This is a genomic window from uncultured Candidatus Thioglobus sp. (assembly GCF_963981275.1).
Taxonomy (GTDB): domain Bacteria; phylum Pseudomonadota; class Gammaproteobacteria; order PS1; family Pseudothioglobaceae; genus Thioglobus_A.
This window is the reverse complement of record NZ_CAXCCZ010000029.1, coordinates 1-14,939: the sequence shown is the minus strand read 5'-3', so window position 1 is coordinate 14,939 and position 14,939 is coordinate 1. Positions and strand designations below refer to the sequence as shown.

The following is a 14,939-nucleotide window of genomic DNA, read 5'->3' as shown; positions in this document are numbered from 1 at the left end:
GAGAAGGTGGTCGTACAGTAGGTGCGGGTGTTGTTTCTAAGGTTACGGATTAATTAGTTGAATAGAGGTCGAAGATTTATTGTATAATCTTCGGTTTTTCGTTGAGAAGTTTGCATAGCAAACAGATAGGACATAGGACACATGAGCAATCAAAATATTAGAATTAAATTAAAAGCATTTGATCATCGATTAATCGACAAATCAGCGCTTGAGATTGTAGAGACTGCTAAGCGCACTGGCGCTAGTGTAAGAGGTCCAATCCCTCTTCCAAGTAAGAAAGAACGCTTTACTGTATTAACTTCTCCGCACGTAAACAAAAAAGCGAGAGATCAATACGAATTAAGAACTTACATTAGATTAATGGACGTTATTAGCCCTACAGATAAGACAGTAGATGCATTAATGAAGTTAGATTTAGCTGCTGGTGTTGACGTAGCGATTAAGCTTAACTAGACAGATATATATAAATTAGGAATAAGATCATGGCAATTGGTTTAGTAGGACAAAAATTAGGTATGACGCGCTTAATAAATGACGATGGCACAGCCACGCCAGTAAGCGTAATTAAAATTGAACCTAATCGTGTTGTTCAAACAAGAACACTTGAAGTGGATGGCTATAGTGCTGTTCAAGTAACAACAGGTGCAAAAGTTAACAAAAAAGGTGAGGCTAAAGTGCGTCGTGTACCTGCTGCAATCAAGGGTCATTACGCGAAAGCGTCTCAAGAAATTGGTTTTGGTCTTTGGGAATTTAGAGCGGATGCAGAAGAAATTGCTGATAATACAAGCTTTGATATCTCAATCTTTGGTGCTGGGCATTACGTTGATGTAACGGGTCAGTCTAAAGGTAAGGGTTTTCAAGGTGGTGTGAAACGTCATAACTTCCAAATGCAAGATGCAACTCACGGTAACTCAATTTCTCACAGAGCAATTGGTTCTACGGGTCAGTGTCAAGAACCTGGTCGAGTATTTAAAGGTAAAAAGATGGCTGGTCACATGGGTGATGAGCAAGTAACACAAGAGTGTTTAGAAATCGTTAAAGTTGATAATCAAAAGAATGTTATTTTAGTTAAGGGTTCTATACCTGGTTCAACTAAAGGCATTGTTAAAGTTTCATTATCAGCTAAAAAAGACAAGATTAACGTTGCAGTAAGTAAAAACATTCAAGACAATTCAGCTGAAGAAGCGTAAGGTTTTAAGATGAAATTAAAAGTATTAAACATAAGCACAAACAAGTCAACTACAGCAGAAGTAGCTGATACTATTTTTGCAAGAGATTACAACCAGTCATTGGTTCATCAGGTTACAACAGCTTATATGGCTGGCGGTCGACAGGGTTCAAAAGCTCAAAAGAACCGTGCTGCAGTAAGTGGTGGTGGTAAGAAACCATGGAACCAAAAAGGTACTGGTCGAGCTCGTGCAGGTACTAGCCGTGGCCCAATTTGGCGTTCTGGTGGTGTTACATTTGCAGCCTCTCCTCGTAGCTATGTTCAAAAAGTAAATAAAAAAATGTACAAAGGTGCAATATCAGTAATTTTTTCTGAATTAGCCCGTACAGATCGTTTAAAGGTTGTTTCTGAGTTTGATGTTAAGGAAGCTAAGACTAAAAGTGTAACTGCTCTTCTTAAGTCATTAGACATTAAAGATGCATTACTAATGACAGATGAGTTAGATGAGAACTTATACTTATCTTCTCGTAACTTATACCATGTAGGTGTTTGTGATACGCAAAGCATTGATCCAGTTAGCTTAATTGGCTATCAAAATGTTGTGGTTACAGAAGCCGCATTGAAGAGAATTGAGGCAATGTTATGAATCAAGAAAAAGTATTAAAAACCTTATTATCTCCCCTTGTTTCTGAAAAGACAGCAATGTTGTCAGCTAGCAATCAGTACGCATTTAAAGTACGTGTTGATAGCAACAAGAAAGAGATTAAGGCTGCCGTTGAATTATTATTCGGTGTGACAGTTGAAAATGTTACAACTTCAGTTGTTAAAGGCAAAAAGAAAGTTTTTAAAGGCAAAATTGGTCGTCGTATTAATTGGAAAAAGGCAATGGTAAAAGTGTCTGAAGGCCAAATGATTGACGTTAGCGCATCTTAAAGAGATTTTATTATGGCACAAGTAATTAAAAGAAAACCAACCTCACCAGGTAGAAGATTTGTAGTTAGTATTGTAGATGTAGATCTACATAAAGGTGCGCCTTATGCACCTCTAACCGAAAGCAAAAATAGAATTAGTGGTCGTAATAACGCTGGTCGTATTACTACTCGTCATAAAGGTGGTGGCCATAAGCGTCGTTACCGTATGATTGACTTTAAGCGTAATAAAGATGATATTACAGCACGTGTAGAGCGTCTTGAATATGATCCTAACCGTAGTGCGAACATCGCCTTAGTGTTATACGCTGATGGTGAACGTCGTTATATTATTGCACCTAAGGGTTTGAAAGCAGGAGATTCGGTTGTATCTGGAACTGCAGTTGCAATCCAAACGGGTAATGTTATGACTTTGGCAAATATTCCTTTAGGTAGTGTGGTTCATTGTATTGAATTACAGCCTAAGAAAGGCGCTCAAATCGCACGTAGTGCTGGAACATCTGCACAGCTAATTGCTAAAGAAGGTAACTACGTTACCTTAAGATTACGCTCAGGTGAAGTTCGCAAAGTATTGGCTGAATGTCGTGCAACGATTGGAGAGGTTTCCAAGTCAGAGCATAGTTTGAGAAAATTAGGTAAGGCGGGTGCAACTCGCTGGAGAGGTGTTAGACCAACTGTTCGTGGTGTTGTAATGAACCCAGTAGATCACCCACATGGTGGTGGTGAAGGTAAAACAAGTGGTGGTCGTCATCCTGTTTCTCCATGGGGTACACCAACTAAAGGTTATAAAACACGTAGTAATAAACGTACTGATAAACTTATCGTACGTCGTAGAAATAAGGGTTAATCATGGCTAGATCATTAAGAAAAGGACCATTTGTTGACGAGCACTTAATCAAGAAAGTATTAACAGCTCAAGATAACAACGACAGAAAACCAATTAAAACTTGGTCACGTCGCTCAGTAATCGTACCTGAGATGATTGGTTTAACAATTGCAGTGCATAACGGAAGGGCACATGTTCCTGTATCGATTACAGAGGAAATGATTGGTCACAAGTTGGGTGAATTCGCCTTAACTAGAACCTTTAATGGCCACTCTGGCGACCGTAAATCATAGGTGAATGACATGAAAGAAGTTAAAGCAGTACATAAATACGCAAAAGGCTCATCTTTTAAAGTGAGATTAGTTGCAGACCAGATCCGTCAAAAGTCTGTAGAGGAAGCATTAAACATTCTCTCGTTTAGTAATAAGGGAGCAGCGAAATTAGTCAAGAAAGTATTAAATTCAGCCATTTCTAATGCTGAACATAATGATGGTCTTGATATTGATGAATTAAAAGTAAGTAGTGTTTATATTGACGAAGGTTCAACGATGAAGAGAATTCGTCCAAGAGCAAAAGGTCGTGCAAATAGAATTTTAAAAAGAACAAGCCACATTACTGTCGGCTTAAGCAAGTAGGTTTAATATGGGTCAAAAAGTAAATCCAAAAGGTATTAGATTAGGCATTATTAGAGATTGGGATTCTAAGTGGTATGCCAATTCTCAAGATTATTCTAAATATTTATTATCTGATATCGAAGTTAGAGATTTTTTATTTGAGAAATTAAAGTCTGCTTCTGTCAGTCGTATTACGATTGAGCGTTTGGCTAATAATGCCAAAGTAACTATTCACACGGCACGTCCAGGCATCGTGATTGGTAAAAAAGGTGCAGACATTGAACAGTTGAAAGCTATTGTTTCAAAAATGATGGGTATTACCGTACACATTAACATTGAAGAAATTAAAAAACCAGAGCTTGATGCTCGTTTGGTTGCTGAGAACATTGCACAGCAGTTAGAAAAACGTGTGATGTATCGTCGTGCTGTTAAGCGTGTATTGGGTAACGCCACACGTTTAGGCGCACAAGGCATTAAAGTGATGGTTAGTGGCCGATTAAACGGTGCAGAAATTGCACGTTCTGAGTGGTACCGTGAAGGCCGTGTGCCATTACACACATTTAGAGCAGATGTGGATTACTCTTCATACGGTGCAAATACACAGTATGGTGTAATCGGTATCAAGGTTTGGATTTTTAAAGGTGAAATCTTGGACCACAAGAAAGGCACATTAGATGAGGTTGCTCGTCGTGGTGCAACTAATCAAATTAGTAAGAAGTAAGGAATAACAAATGTTACAACCTAAACGTACAAAATTTAGAAAAATGATGAAAGGCCGTAACCGCGGTCTAGCAACTGGCCATAAGGTTAGTTTTGGTGAAATCGGCCTTCAAGCGACTGGTAGATGTCGCATGACTGCAAGACAGATCGAAGCAGCACGTCGTGCAATGACTCGTCATGTTAAGCGAACAGGTAAGATTTGGATTCGAGTTTTTCCAGATAAGCCAATTACTAAAAAGCCATTAGAAGTAAGAATGGGTAAAGGTAAAGGTAGTGTTGAGTATTGGGTTGCACAAATTAAACCTGGTCAAATGTTATTTGAAATGCAAGGTGTTGATGAGACAGTTGCAAGAGAAGCGTTTGCATTGGCTGCTGCTAAATTACCAGTCAAGACAACGGTTATTAAAAGGACGGCAATGTAATGGATATTAAAGCATTAAGAGATCAAGATATCTCGACACTAAACGAAACGTTAATGACGCTTTTAAAAGAACACTTTGAGTTGCGTATGCAACACCGTAGTGCACAATTAGATGATGCAACGAAATTAGGTAAAACTAAAAGATCTATTGCACAAGTTAAAACTATTATTAAAGAGAAACAAGCATGAGTGATAATAAAGTAGAACGCGTACTAACGGGTACGGTTGTAAGTACTGGTCGTGATAAGACGATTGCTGTTCAAATTGAACGTAAGGTTAAGCATCCGATCTATAAGAAAATCATTAAGCGTACTACTAAAGTTCACGCACATGATGAAAAGAATGAATGTTCACTTGGTGATACAGTGAGAGTGGTTGAATCTAAGCCATTTTCCAAAACTAAGCATTGGGCGTTATTGGAAGTGGTTGAGAAATCAGTTTCTGTTGATTAATATCAAATTTAAAGAGAGTAAGACATGATTCAAATGCAAACAAAACTTAGTATTGCCGATAACAGCGGTGGTGTTAAGGCAATGTGTATTAAAGTTTTAGGTGGTTCTAAGCGTCGTTATGCGGCTATTGGTGACGTTATTAAAGTTAGTATTAAAGAAGCTTCTCCTCGCGGAAAAGTTAAAAAAGGTGATGTTTACGATGCTGTTGTAGTACGTACTGCACATGGTGTTCGTCGCGCTGATGGATCACGTATTCGCTTTGATAACAATGCTTGTGTATTGTTAAATACTAAATTAGAGCCAGTTGGAACTCGTATCTTCGGCCCTGTAACTCGTGAGTTACGTAGTGCTAAATTTATGAAGATCGTGTCATTAGCTCCAGAGGTTCTATAATGCAAAAAATTAAATTAAATGATGAAGTGATCATTATTGCTGGAAAAGATAAAGGTTCTACTGGCACCATTACAAAAGTTTTAGGTAACAAAGTAGTGGTTGAAGGTATGAATATTGCTAAAAAGCATGTTAAAGCTAACCCTAATGCGGGTGTTACTGGCGGTATTATTGATACTGAAATGCCTTTAGCAGTTTCGAATGTTGCAATTTTTAACGCAGAAACAAACAAAGCTGACAGAGTTGGTATTCGTGCTGACAAAGATGGCAACAAGGAAAGATTTTTTAAATCAAACGGCAAAGCAATCGTTTGAGCAAGTTAAGGAAATAAACCGTGTCTAGATTACAAGAAGAATATACAAATGTTATTAAGCCCGCTCTACAAAAAGAGTTAGGTCTTAGCAACCCAATGGCAGTGCCAAAAATTGAAAAGATTACCATTAATATGGGTCTTGGAAGTGCACTAGGTGACAAGAAAATTTTGCAAAGTGCGTTAGAGGAGATGGGCCTAATATCAGGTCAAAAAGCTTTAACATGTAATGCTCGTAAATCTGTCGCAAGTTTTAAAATTAGAGAAGGTAATGCGATTGGCTGTAAAGTAACTTTGCGTAAAGAAAAGATGTATGAATTTCTTGACCGCCTTGTGAATATAGCCATTCCTCGTATTCGTGATTTTCGTGGTTTAAAGCCAACATCGTTTGATGGACGTGGTAACTACAACATGGGTATTACAGAGCAAATTACCTTTGCTGAAATTGATTTTGAAAAAGTAACAAGAACTCGTGGTATGGATATTGCAATCACGACAACTGCTGCTTCTGATGATGACGCTAAGAAACTATTAGCAATGTTTAAATTCCCATTTAAAGGATAAGGAAAATGGCTAAAAAGTCTATGATAAATAGAGACATCAAGCGTTCAAAGATTGCTGAAAAGTTTAAATCTAAACGTCTTGAGTTAAAGAAAATTATTAAGAGTGTGAATTCTTCTGATGAAGAACGTTTTCAAGCAACCATTAAGTTGCAAGCACTTCCACGTGACGCTTCTCCAACTCGCCAACGTAGTCGTTGTGGTTTGACAGGCCGTCCACATGGTTTTTACCGTAAGTTTGGTTTGGCTAGAACTAAGCTTAGAGAACGCACTATGAATGGTGAAGTTCCGGGTTTATCTAAAGCAAGCTGGTAAGGAGAAATAATATGAGTATGTCTGATCCTATTGCTGATATGTTAACTCGCATTCGCAACGCACAAATGGTTGAGAAGAAGGAAGTTAATATTCCAGCATCAAATTTAAAGTCTGCAATCGCTAGCGTGATGCAGCAAGAAGGCTATATTGAATCATTTTCTATTGAAGGTGAGAAGGCCATTAAAACATTAATTATCAAACTTAAATACTTTGAGAGCAAGCCTGTTATTGATACGCTACAGCGCATTTCTAAGCCTAGTTTGAGAGTATATGCCGCTAGTACTGAAATGCCAAGTGTGATGAATGGCTTAGGTATTGTTATCGTTTCTACCCCTAAGGGTGTTATGACTGGACAATCTGCAACTGCCCAAAATGTTGGCGGTGAAGTATTGTGCAGTGTTTACTAATATTGGAGAGATTATATGTCTAGAGTAGCAAAATCACCCATTACTATTGAGAGCGGTACAGAAGTAAGCATGTCAGGTGTCACAATGACCGTTAAAGGTAAATTGGGACAAATGATCATGGATATCCATCCAACAGTTGCAGTAACTATTAATGATAACGAAATTACTTTCGGTATTGCTAAAGTTGAAAAGAAATCTGAAAAAGACGCTTGGGCACAAGCGGGTACGGCTAGAGCAAATACAGCTAATTTAGTCCAAGGTGTTACTGCTGGTTGGGAAAAGAAACTGTCACTAATTGGTGTTGGTTACCGTGCGAAAGCAATGGGTAAAACATTAGATTTAACCCTTGGTTTCTCTCACCCAGTAGCTTACGCTTTACCGGAAGGTATTACAGTTGACACACCCTCTCAAACTGAGATTGTTGTTAAAGGCATGGATAAGCAAAAAGTTGGCCAAGTGGCTGCAGAAATTAGAGCTTATCGTCCACCTGAGCCATATAAGGGTAAGGGTGTTCGTTACACGGATGAGTATGTTGTTCGTAAAGAAGCTAAGAAGAAATAATTGATAAGGTATTCAAAATGAAACTTTCTAAAAAACAAGCTCGTTTAAGAAGAGCAACTAAATTTAGAGCTCAGCATGCTGAAAGAAGCACTGAGCGTCTATGTGTCCACAAAACTTCTGTTCATATTTATGCGCAGATCATTAGCAGTTGTGGCACTAAGACACTTGCCTCTGCTTCTACTATTACCAGTAAGGTAAAAAATGGTGGTAATGTAGATGCAGCAACGAAAATTGGAGCTGAAATTGCTAAGGCAGCTAAAAAAGCTAAAGTAACTAAAGTAGCGTTTGATCGTTCAGGGTTTAAGTACCATGGTCGCATTAAAGCGCTAGCAGATGCAGCAAGAGACGGCGGATTAGAATTCTAATCAACGGTTCAAACTAAGACAATATTAAAAGGCGAGAATAATGGCTGAATATAAGAAAAATAATAATAACGACGACAACGAATACATTGAAAAATTGGTCAATATTCGTCGTGTTGTAAAGGTAGTTAAAGGTGGACGTATTTTTGGTTTCTCAGCATTAGTTGTTGTTGGTGATGGCAAAGGTAAAGTTGGTTATGGAACGGGTAAAGCTCGTGAAGTGCCTGCAGCGATTCAAAAAGCAATGGACAAAGCTAAAAAAGCTATGAAAACGGTACCATTAGTGAACGGTACACTTCATTACCCTATCACTTCTAATGTTGGTGCCGCTAAGGTTTACATGCAGCCAGCATCTGAAGGTACTGGTGTTATTGCTGGTGGTCCAATGCGTAGTGTTTTGGAAGCAGTTGGTGTACATGATATCTTAGCAAAGTGTAACGGTACACGTAACCCAATCAGTGTTGTTCGTGCAACAGTCGAAGGTTTAACATCAATGTCTTCACCTGCAATGGTTGCTGCAAAGCGTGGCAAAACTGTTGAACAAATTAACGGAGAAGCATAATGGCCGCTAAAACTGTCACTGTTACATTATTAAAGAGTTTTTATGGTCGCTTGCCTTCACACCGTGCTACGGTATCTGGCTTAGGCTTAAAAAGAATTAACCATACAGTAACCCTTCAAGATACGCCTGAAGTAAGAGGCATGATCAATAAGGTAGCTTACTTATTAAAGGTAGAGGATTAAACAATGTTCTTAAATACATTAGCACCTAATGAAGGTGAAAAGAAAGACAGAAAACGCGTAGGCCGTGGTATTGGTTGTGGCTGGGGTAAAACTTGTGGTCGTGGCCATAAGGGTCAGAAGTCACGTTCAGGTGGTTTTACTAAAGTTGGTTTTGAAGGTGGTCAAATGCCATTACAACGTCGCTTACCAAAGGTTGGTTTCTCTTCAAGAGTATCAATCATTACATCACAAGTGACTTTGTCTGAAATTAACAACCTTGAGGAGACTGACATCACTGTTGATGTGCTAAAGCAGCACAACTTAATTACTAAAAATATTAAGCGTGTTAAGGTAATGTTATCAGGTGAGATTACTAGAGCAGTAACTCTAACTGGTATTAAGGCAACTAAAGGCGCTAAAGCGGCAATTGAAGCTGCTAAAGGCACTATTAACGAGTAAATTATGTCTCAACCCTTAGGCCTTTCTCAAGACTTATCTAAGCGCATCCTTTTTTTATTGGGTGCGTTAATCGTTTTTAGATTAGGTACACATATTACCATTCCATTTATCTCTAGCGCTGCTTTGGCGTCTTTAGTGCAAGATCAGCAAGGCACGATTTTGGATATGTTTAATATGTTTTCGGGTGGTGCTTTAGAGCGTTTATCGATCTTTACCTTGGGCATCATGCCTTACATCTCTGCATCTATTATTGTCACTTTAATGACTTCAGTTATTCCTAAATTGGAACAGCTTAAAAAAGAAGGTGAAACGGGTAAGCGTAAGATTACTCAGTACACTAGATTGGGCACAGTGGTTCTAGCTGTTTTTCAGTCTTATGGTATTTCTATTGCTTTGCAGTCGCAAAGTGCCGGTGGTGTGGCTTTGGTTACCCAGGGTGGATTTACATTTAGCATGGTGACGGTTGTTACCTTAACAACCGGTACATTATTTCTGATGTGGTTGGGTGAGCAAATTACTGAAAAAGGTATTGGTAACGGTATCTCAATGATCATTTTTGCCGGTATTGTTTCTGGCCTACCGTCAGCTTTTGGCTCTACGTTATCTCTAGTTTCAACTGGCGAGTTAACGGTGATCCTGGTCGTTATCTTATTAGCAATGACTTTATTGGTAACCGCATTTGTTGTGTTTATGGAAAGAGGTCAAAGGCGAATTACTGTTAATTACGCTAAGCGTCAACAGGGTCGTAAGATGGTGGGTGGTCAGAGCTCATACCTACCGCTTAAAATCAATATGGCCGGTGTAATTCCACCAATTTTTGCCTCAAGCATTATTTTATTCCCAGCGACTTTAGGCGGCTGGTTCTCACAAAGTGAGGGTATGGGTTGGTTAGCTGATATAACCGCAAGTATTTCCCCAGGTCAGCCGTTGTACGTGATGTTTTATGGTTTAGCTATTGTGTTCTTTACCTTTTTCTATACAGCACTCACCTTTGACTCTAAAGATACGGCAGACAACTTACGCAAGTCAGGTGGTTTTATTCCGGGTATTCGTCCTGGTAAGCATTCGGCTGATTATATTGATTCGGTTATGTCTCGACTAACAGCATCAGGTGCTATTTATATTACAGCAGTGTGTTTACTGCCAGAATTTTTAATTTTATATTGGAACGTACCATTTTACTTTGGTGGAACCAGTTTATTGATCATCGTCGTTGTGGTGATGGATTTTATCGCGCAAGCCCAGTCTCATTTAATGTCTAATCAGTACGAGTCATTAATGAAGAAATCTGGCTTAAATTAACAAAAAGGTAGCAATCATGAAAGTAAGAGCATCAGTTAAGAAAATTTGTAATAATTGTAAGATTATTAAGCGTCACGGTGTCGTGCGTGTGATTTGTAAAGAGCCTCGTCATAAACAAAGACAAGGCTAATTTCAATTGACAATGTTAAGCGTGCAACGTATAATTGCCCGTTTTTCAAATTCAAATTTTGCAAGCGTTGAAAGACGTCAATTTTTGCAAAATTTAAGACTAAGAAGTAAAGGTATAAAGGAAAACTATGGCTAGAATAGCGGGAATTAACGTTCCAACACATAAACATATTGTAATTGGCTTGCAGTCAATTTTTGGCATTGGTGAAACAAGATCTAAACAGATCTGTGCAACCCTTAAGATTGATCCATCAACAAAAGTTTCAGAGATTCCTGAAGATCAAGTTGAGTTGATTCGTGCTGAAGTTGCTAAATTTGAAGTTGAAGGTGATCTTCGACGTCAGGTTGCATTGGACATTAAACGCTTAAAAGATCTAGGCTGTTACCGTGGTGTTCGTCATCGTAAAGGCTTGCCACTTCGCGGTCAAAAAACTAAAACTAACGCCAGAACTCGTAAGGGTCCACGTCGTTTAATCAAATAATCATAGGTAGATATTATGGCTAAGGCTCCAATTAAAAAGAAATCTAAAAAAGTTATAACGGATGGTGTTGCGCATATTCATGCAACTTTTAACAACACCATTGTTATGATCACTGACCGTCATGGAAATGCTGTTTGTTGGGCAACTTCAGGTGGTTCTGGTTTTAGAGGTTCTAGAAAATCAACACCGTTTGCTGCACAGGTTGCTGCTGGCAATTGTGGTGAAAAAGCTTTAGCTTTTGGTATGAAAAACCTAGATGTACGCGTTAAAGGTCCGGGTCCTGGTAGAGATTCTGCTATCCGTGGTTTAAACGCACAAGGTTTAAAAATTCAATCAATTACAGATGTAACGCCAATCCCTCATAATGGTTGTCGTCCTTCTAAGAAACGTAGAGTATAAGGATAAATTATGGCTAGATATACTGGACCAACTTGTAAATTAGCACGTCGCGAAGGCACGGACTTATTTCTAAAAAGCGGCATTAGATCATTAGATTCTAAATGTAAAGTAACTCAACTACCTGGTGTGCACGGTGCAAATGCCCGTCGTCAAAAGGGTACTGAATACGGCTTGCAACTTCGTGAAAAGCAAAAAGTTAGACGTATTTACGGTGTATTAGAAAAGCAATTTAGACTTTACTACCAAAAGGCTTCTCAAAAGAAAGGCTCAACTGGTGAAAACTTGTTATCACTTCTTGAGTGTCGTCTTGATAATGTTGTGTACCGTATGGGTTTTGGCTCTACACGTGCCGAAGCAAGACAGTTAGTTTCTCATAAGTCAATTTTGGTTAACGGTTCAATTGTCAACATTCCTTCTTACCAGGTGAGTGCTAACGATGAAATCTCTATTCGTGAAAAGGCTAAAAAGCAAAGTCGTATTCAATTAGCCGTAGAACTTGCTGAGCAAGGCGATCAACCAGAGTGGATTGACGTAGATTCTAAAGCCTTAAAAGGCTTATTCAAAAATGTTCCTGTACGTGATGATCTATCTTCAGACATCCAAGAGCATTTAATTGTTGAATTGTATTCTAAATAAGGGATTAATTATGCAAGGTAACGCAAAAGATTTTTTAAAGCCAAAACTAGTTGAGTCTTCACAGACTGCTACCAATGAGTTCAAGGTTGTTCTTGAGCCATTAGAAAGAGGTTTTGGCCATACTTTGGGTAATGCCCTTAGAAGAACTTTACTATCATCAATGACAGGCTCAGCAGTAACAGAAGTTGCCATTGATGGTGTGATGCATGAATTCTCTACCATCGAAGGTGTTCAGGAAGACGTATTAGACATTTTACTTAACCTGAAAGAAGTTTCTGTCGCACTTAATACTACTGAGACAACTGAAGTTGTTATTGATAAAAAAGGCCCTTGTGAAGTTACGGTAGCTGATATCGAAGCTAATGGTAGTGATATTTCTGCCCACAACCCTGATTTTGTTATTGCAACTGTTAATGATGGTGGTCATATCCGTATGACGCTTAAGATTGGTACAGGTATTGGTTACGATACAGCGGCTTCTCGTTCTGACGAAGCAACTTCTATTGGTGGCATCCAGCTTGATGCAAGCTTTTCTCCAATCAAACGTGTTAGCTTTACTGTTGATGCGGCTAGAGTTGAGCAAAAAGTTAACCTTGATAAACTTAACATGGTGATTGAGACTAACGGCTCTGTAAATGCAGAGGCTGCTATTAAGCGTGCTGCATCAATTCTTCAAGATCAACTATCTTCATTCGTTGAATTAGAGCTTGTTGAAGAAGAAGAGGCGCTACCTACATCTGATGATTTCGATCCTCAGTTGTTAGCAGCTGTAGATGAGCTTGAGTTAACAGTACGTAGTGCTAATTGTCTTAAGGCAGAGCAAATCTACTACATCGGTGATTTAATCCAAAAGTCTGAGCAAGATTTATTGAGAACGCCTAATTTAGGTCGTAAATCATTAAACGAAATTAAAGAAGTATTAACTGACAAAGGTCTTGATTTAGGAACAGATATTCCTAACTGGCCGCCAGTTGATCTAATGAGTGAATAAGGAAATAGCATGAGACATAGAAAGTCAGGTAGACAACTAAATCGTAACTCTTCTCACCGTAAGGCGATGTTTAAAAATATGGCAAACTCATTGTTTGATCATGAAACCATCAGAACAACTTTGCCAAAGGCAAAAGAGCTTCGTCGTGTTGTTGAGCCATTAATCACTAAAGCTAAGACTGATAGTGTTGCTAACCGTCGTAATGCTTTTGCTAAATTGCGTGATGATGCCATGGTTGCTAAATTATTCACTCAGCTAGGACCGTTCTATAAAGATCGCCCTGGTGGTTACATCCGTATTTTAAAAGCTGGTTTCCGTACTGGCGATAAAGCACCAATGGCGATTGTTCAATTGGTTGATTTTGACAGTACAACTGCTGATGCTTCAGCTTCATAAGGAAAATTAAATATGCCTTCAATTAAAGTAAGAGAGAACGAACCATTTGACATTGCCCTTAGACGTTTTCGTCGTTCATGCGACAGAGCGGGCGTTATTACTGACGTACGTAAAAAAGAGTTTTATGAAAAACAAACTTGGGTTAATAAGCGTATGAAAGCTGCAGCCGTTAAGCGTACCCACAAAGAAATGGCTAAGAATCGCGTTCATAGAAAGAGAATGTACTAAAAGAAACTTAACGCGTTACTGTGTTAAGATTTTTCTTCAAATGCCGATCTTTGTATCGGCATTTTTTTTAACTAAATAAAAATAATATTATGTCAGCATTAAAAACTCAGATTACTAATGATATGAAGTTAGCCATGAAGGCTAAGGATAAAGCAGCTTTAAAGGCTTTACGTATGATTTTAGGTGCGATAAAGCAAAGAGAGGTAGATGAGCGTATCGAGCTCAACGACACGCAAGCAATGGCCGTTATTCAAAAAATGGTTAAGCAGCGCAAAGACTCTATTTCTCAATTTAAAGATGCTGGCCGGGATGATTTGGTTGATGTTGAAGAGGCCGAGCTTATTATTATAAATAATTACATGCCAAAACAATTGTCTGAGTCTGAAGTTTTGGTTGCTGTTGATCAAGCTATTGCTGCTACAGGTGCATCTTCCATGCAAGACATGGGTAAGTTAATGGGTGTGTTAAAAACCCAGTTAGATGGTAAGGCTGATATGGGTGTGGTTTCTGGATTGATTCGCTCCAAACTACAATAGATTCTATTTAGGCTATTCGGCATGAAATTTTTCATATTTCTATTTTTACTCACATCCTTTTCGATTAACGCCAAAGAGGTTTTAATTGAGAAAGGCCTTAAGTCTGTTCCAATTATTCACCAAGGTGAAGTGGTTAATATTCAAAGAAACCAAGATAGATCTCATGAAATCATGAAGTTTTATCAAGGTACTTGGCGTGGAAAAATACAGCCACTATTTCCCTTTGGCACATATCCTGTGGAAACAGTTGCTGAGTTGGAGGTAATTGAATACATTAATGACATCTCTCACGGAGATGAACAAGTGCTTATAATTGATGCGCGTCCTCAGTCGGCAACCATTATTACAGGCATGATTCCAACATCGATAAGAGTTGACAATAATCAATTGCGCGCTTTAAGTTCTCGTAATCAAACGCTAACTTTATTTGGCGTTAATTCCGGGATAACGGGCTACGATTATACCAATGCTAAAATTTTGGTAATTTATTGCAACGGATTTTGGTGTGGAAAATCACCAAAAATGATTCGCAAATTAATTGCCCTGGGCTACCCACCTGAATTACTAAAATATTATCGTGGTGGTATGCAAGCTTGGCGTTCGGTTGGTTTAACAACAGTTAA

At 38.6% G+C, this 14,939-nt stretch carries 31 protein-coding genes; all 31 read left to right on the top strand.

Translation table 11 applies throughout. The features are described 5' to 3' along the window. Nucleotides 1-141: 141 nt before the first annotated feature. On the top strand, nt 142-453 hold the full coding sequence (gene rpsJ / locus ABNR88_RS05640; RefSeq protein ID WP_291926727.1) for a 30S ribosomal protein S10: 312 nt from the start codon (nt 142-144) through the stop codon (nt 451-453). Nucleotides 454-482: 29 nt separating this feature from the next. Next, nucleotides 483-1,190 (top strand): 50S ribosomal protein L3, encoded by a 708-nt coding sequence (rplC, locus tag ABNR88_RS05635; protein WP_291926725.1) that lies wholly within the window; start codon nt 483-485, stop codon nt 1,188-1,190. A 9-nt stretch (nt 1,191-1,199) separates the two neighbouring features. Then, a complete protein-coding gene (gene rplD, locus ABNR88_RS05630) occupies nt 1,200-1,814 on the top strand; it encodes a 50S ribosomal protein L4 (RefSeq protein ID WP_291926722.1) in 615 nt (204 codons plus the stop codon). Then, nucleotides 1,811-2,101: a 50S ribosomal protein L23 gene (gene rplW / locus ABNR88_RS05625; protein ID WP_291926719.1), complete on the top strand. Its 291-nt coding sequence runs from the start codon at nt 1,811-1,813 to the stop codon at nt 2,099-2,101. Before rplD ends, rplW begins: the two co-directional genes overlap by 4 nt. Nucleotides 2,102-2,113: 12 nt before the next feature. Beyond that, on the top strand, nt 2,114-2,944 hold the full coding sequence (rplB, locus tag ABNR88_RS05620; RefSeq protein WP_291926717.1) for a 50S ribosomal protein L2: 831 nt from the start codon (nt 2,114-2,116) through the stop codon (nt 2,942-2,944). Nucleotides 2,945-2,946: 2 nt separating this feature from the next. After that, nucleotides 2,947-3,216, top strand: a complete 270-nt coding sequence (gene rpsS, locus ABNR88_RS05615) for a 30S ribosomal protein S19 (RefSeq protein WP_291926714.1) — start codon at nt 2,947-2,949, stop codon at nt 3,214-3,216. Nucleotides 3,217-3,225: 9 nt separating this feature from the next. Beyond that, nucleotides 3,226-3,558, top strand: coding sequence for a 50S ribosomal protein L22 (rplV, locus tag ABNR88_RS05610; RefSeq protein ID WP_348670154.1), 333 nt, complete (start codon nt 3,226-3,228; stop codon nt 3,556-3,558). 7 nt (nt 3,559-3,565) lie between these two features. Further along, a complete protein-coding gene (gene rpsC, locus ABNR88_RS05605; RefSeq protein WP_291930949.1) occupies nt 3,566-4,258 on the top strand; it encodes a 30S ribosomal protein S3 in 693 nt (230 codons plus the stop codon). A gap of 10 nt (nt 4,259-4,268) precedes the next feature. Beyond that, on the top strand, nt 4,269-4,679 hold the full coding sequence (gene rplP, locus ABNR88_RS05600; protein WP_291926708.1) for a 50S ribosomal protein L16: 411 nt from the start codon (nt 4,269-4,271) through the stop codon (nt 4,677-4,679). Beyond that, nucleotides 4,679-4,867, top strand: coding sequence for a 50S ribosomal protein L29 (gene rpmC, locus ABNR88_RS05595; protein ID WP_053951631.1), 189 nt, complete (start codon nt 4,679-4,681; stop codon nt 4,865-4,867). Before rplP ends, rpmC begins: the two co-directional genes overlap by 1 nt. Next, nucleotides 4,864-5,130, top strand: a complete 267-nt coding sequence (rpsQ, locus tag ABNR88_RS05590) for a 30S ribosomal protein S17 (protein ID WP_291926703.1) — start codon at nt 4,864-4,866, stop codon at nt 5,128-5,130. The genes rpmC and rpsQ overlap by 4 nt, the downstream gene beginning before the upstream one ends. A gap of 24 nt (nt 5,131-5,154) precedes the next feature. After that, nucleotides 5,155-5,523: a 50S ribosomal protein L14 gene (gene rplN / locus ABNR88_RS05585; RefSeq protein WP_291926700.1), complete on the top strand. Its 369-nt coding sequence runs from the start codon at nt 5,155-5,157 to the stop codon at nt 5,521-5,523. After that, the gene (gene rplX / locus ABNR88_RS05580; protein WP_291926695.1) at nt 5,523-5,834 is read left to right on the top strand and encodes a 50S ribosomal protein L24; all 312 of its coding nucleotides are present in this window, start codon (nt 5,523-5,525) and stop codon (nt 5,832-5,834) included. The genes rplN and rplX overlap by 1 nt, the downstream gene beginning before the upstream one ends. A gap of 20 nt (nt 5,835-5,854) precedes the next feature. Continuing rightward, the gene (rplE, locus tag ABNR88_RS05575) at nt 5,855-6,394 is read left to right on the top strand and encodes a 50S ribosomal protein L5 (protein ID WP_291926689.1); all 540 of its coding nucleotides are present in this window, start codon (nt 5,855-5,857) and stop codon (nt 6,392-6,394) included. A gap of 5 nt (nt 6,395-6,399) precedes the next feature. Further along, nucleotides 6,400-6,705, top strand: a complete 306-nt coding sequence (gene rpsN / locus ABNR88_RS05570; protein ID WP_291926686.1) for a 30S ribosomal protein S14 — start codon at nt 6,400-6,402, stop codon at nt 6,703-6,705. Between the two features lie 11 nt (nt 6,706-6,716). Further along, complete coding sequence (gene rpsH / locus ABNR88_RS05565) at nt 6,717-7,112, top strand: 30S ribosomal protein S8 (protein WP_291926683.1); 396 nt, start codon at nt 6,717-6,719, stop codon at nt 7,110-7,112. A 15-nt stretch (nt 7,113-7,127) separates the two neighbouring features. Continuing rightward, entirely contained in the window at nt 7,128-7,673 is a 546-nt protein-coding gene (gene rplF / locus ABNR88_RS05560) for a 50S ribosomal protein L6 (protein WP_291926681.1), read from the top strand. Nucleotides 7,674-7,690: 17 nt separating this feature from the next. Then, nucleotides 7,691-8,038, top strand: coding sequence for a 50S ribosomal protein L18 (gene rplR / locus ABNR88_RS05555; RefSeq protein WP_291926677.1), 348 nt, complete (start codon nt 7,691-7,693; stop codon nt 8,036-8,038). A gap of 40 nt (nt 8,039-8,078) precedes the next feature. Further along, nucleotides 8,079-8,597, top strand: a complete 519-nt coding sequence (gene rpsE / locus ABNR88_RS05550) for a 30S ribosomal protein S5 (RefSeq protein WP_291926675.1) — start codon at nt 8,079-8,081, stop codon at nt 8,595-8,597. Continuing rightward, nucleotides 8,597-8,779, top strand: a complete 183-nt coding sequence (rpmD, locus tag ABNR88_RS05545; protein ID WP_291926673.1) for a 50S ribosomal protein L30 — start codon at nt 8,597-8,599, stop codon at nt 8,777-8,779. The genes rpsE and rpmD overlap by 1 nt, the downstream gene beginning before the upstream one ends. Before the next feature lie 3 nt (nt 8,780-8,782). Next, the gene (gene rplO / locus ABNR88_RS05540) at nt 8,783-9,217 is read left to right on the top strand and encodes a 50S ribosomal protein L15 (protein ID WP_291926671.1); all 435 of its coding nucleotides are present in this window, start codon (nt 8,783-8,785) and stop codon (nt 9,215-9,217) included. Between the two features lie 3 nt (nt 9,218-9,220). After that, a complete protein-coding gene (gene secY, locus ABNR88_RS05535) occupies nt 9,221-10,519 on the top strand; it encodes a preprotein translocase subunit SecY (protein ID WP_291926668.1) in 1,299 nt (432 codons plus the stop codon). Nucleotides 10,520-10,535: 16 nt separating this feature from the next. Then, entirely contained in the window at nt 10,536-10,649 is a 114-nt protein-coding gene (rpmJ, locus tag ABNR88_RS05530) for a 50S ribosomal protein L36 (protein WP_010646235.1), read from the top strand. Nucleotides 10,650-10,776: 127 nt separating this feature from the next. Beyond that, entirely contained in the window at nt 10,777-11,130 is a 354-nt protein-coding gene (gene rpsM / locus ABNR88_RS05525; RefSeq protein ID WP_291926586.1) for a 30S ribosomal protein S13, read from the top strand. Nucleotides 11,131-11,145: 15 nt separating this feature from the next. Next, a complete protein-coding gene (gene rpsK, locus ABNR88_RS05520) occupies nt 11,146-11,529 on the top strand; it encodes a 30S ribosomal protein S11 (RefSeq protein WP_053951645.1) in 384 nt (127 codons plus the stop codon). A gap of 9 nt (nt 11,530-11,538) precedes the next feature. Beyond that, nucleotides 11,539-12,165, top strand: coding sequence for a 30S ribosomal protein S4 (gene rpsD, locus ABNR88_RS05515; RefSeq protein ID WP_348670153.1), 627 nt, complete (start codon nt 11,539-11,541; stop codon nt 12,163-12,165). A gap of 10 nt (nt 12,166-12,175) precedes the next feature. Then, nucleotides 12,176-13,156: a DNA-directed RNA polymerase subunit alpha gene (gene rpoA / locus ABNR88_RS05510; RefSeq protein WP_291926581.1), complete on the top strand. Its 981-nt coding sequence runs from the start codon at nt 12,176-12,178 to the stop codon at nt 13,154-13,156. 9 nt (nt 13,157-13,165) lie between these two features. Further along, a complete protein-coding gene (gene rplQ / locus ABNR88_RS05505) occupies nt 13,166-13,552 on the top strand; it encodes a 50S ribosomal protein L17 (RefSeq protein ID WP_291926579.1) in 387 nt (128 codons plus the stop codon). 12 nt (nt 13,553-13,564) lie between these two features. Then, nucleotides 13,565-13,780 (top strand): 30S ribosomal protein S21, encoded by a 216-nt coding sequence (gene rpsU, locus ABNR88_RS05500; protein ID WP_291926576.1) that lies wholly within the window; start codon nt 13,565-13,567, stop codon nt 13,778-13,780. A gap of 89 nt (nt 13,781-13,869) precedes the next feature. Beyond that, a complete protein-coding gene (locus ABNR88_RS05495; RefSeq protein WP_291926572.1) occupies nt 13,870-14,316 on the top strand; it encodes a GatB/YqeY domain-containing protein in 447 nt (148 codons plus the stop codon). A gap of 21 nt (nt 14,317-14,337) precedes the next feature. Next, a partial coding sequence (locus tag ABNR88_RS05490) for a rhodanese-like domain-containing protein (RefSeq protein ID WP_348670152.1) occupies nt 14,338-14,939 on the top strand: 602 nt, incomplete at its 3' end.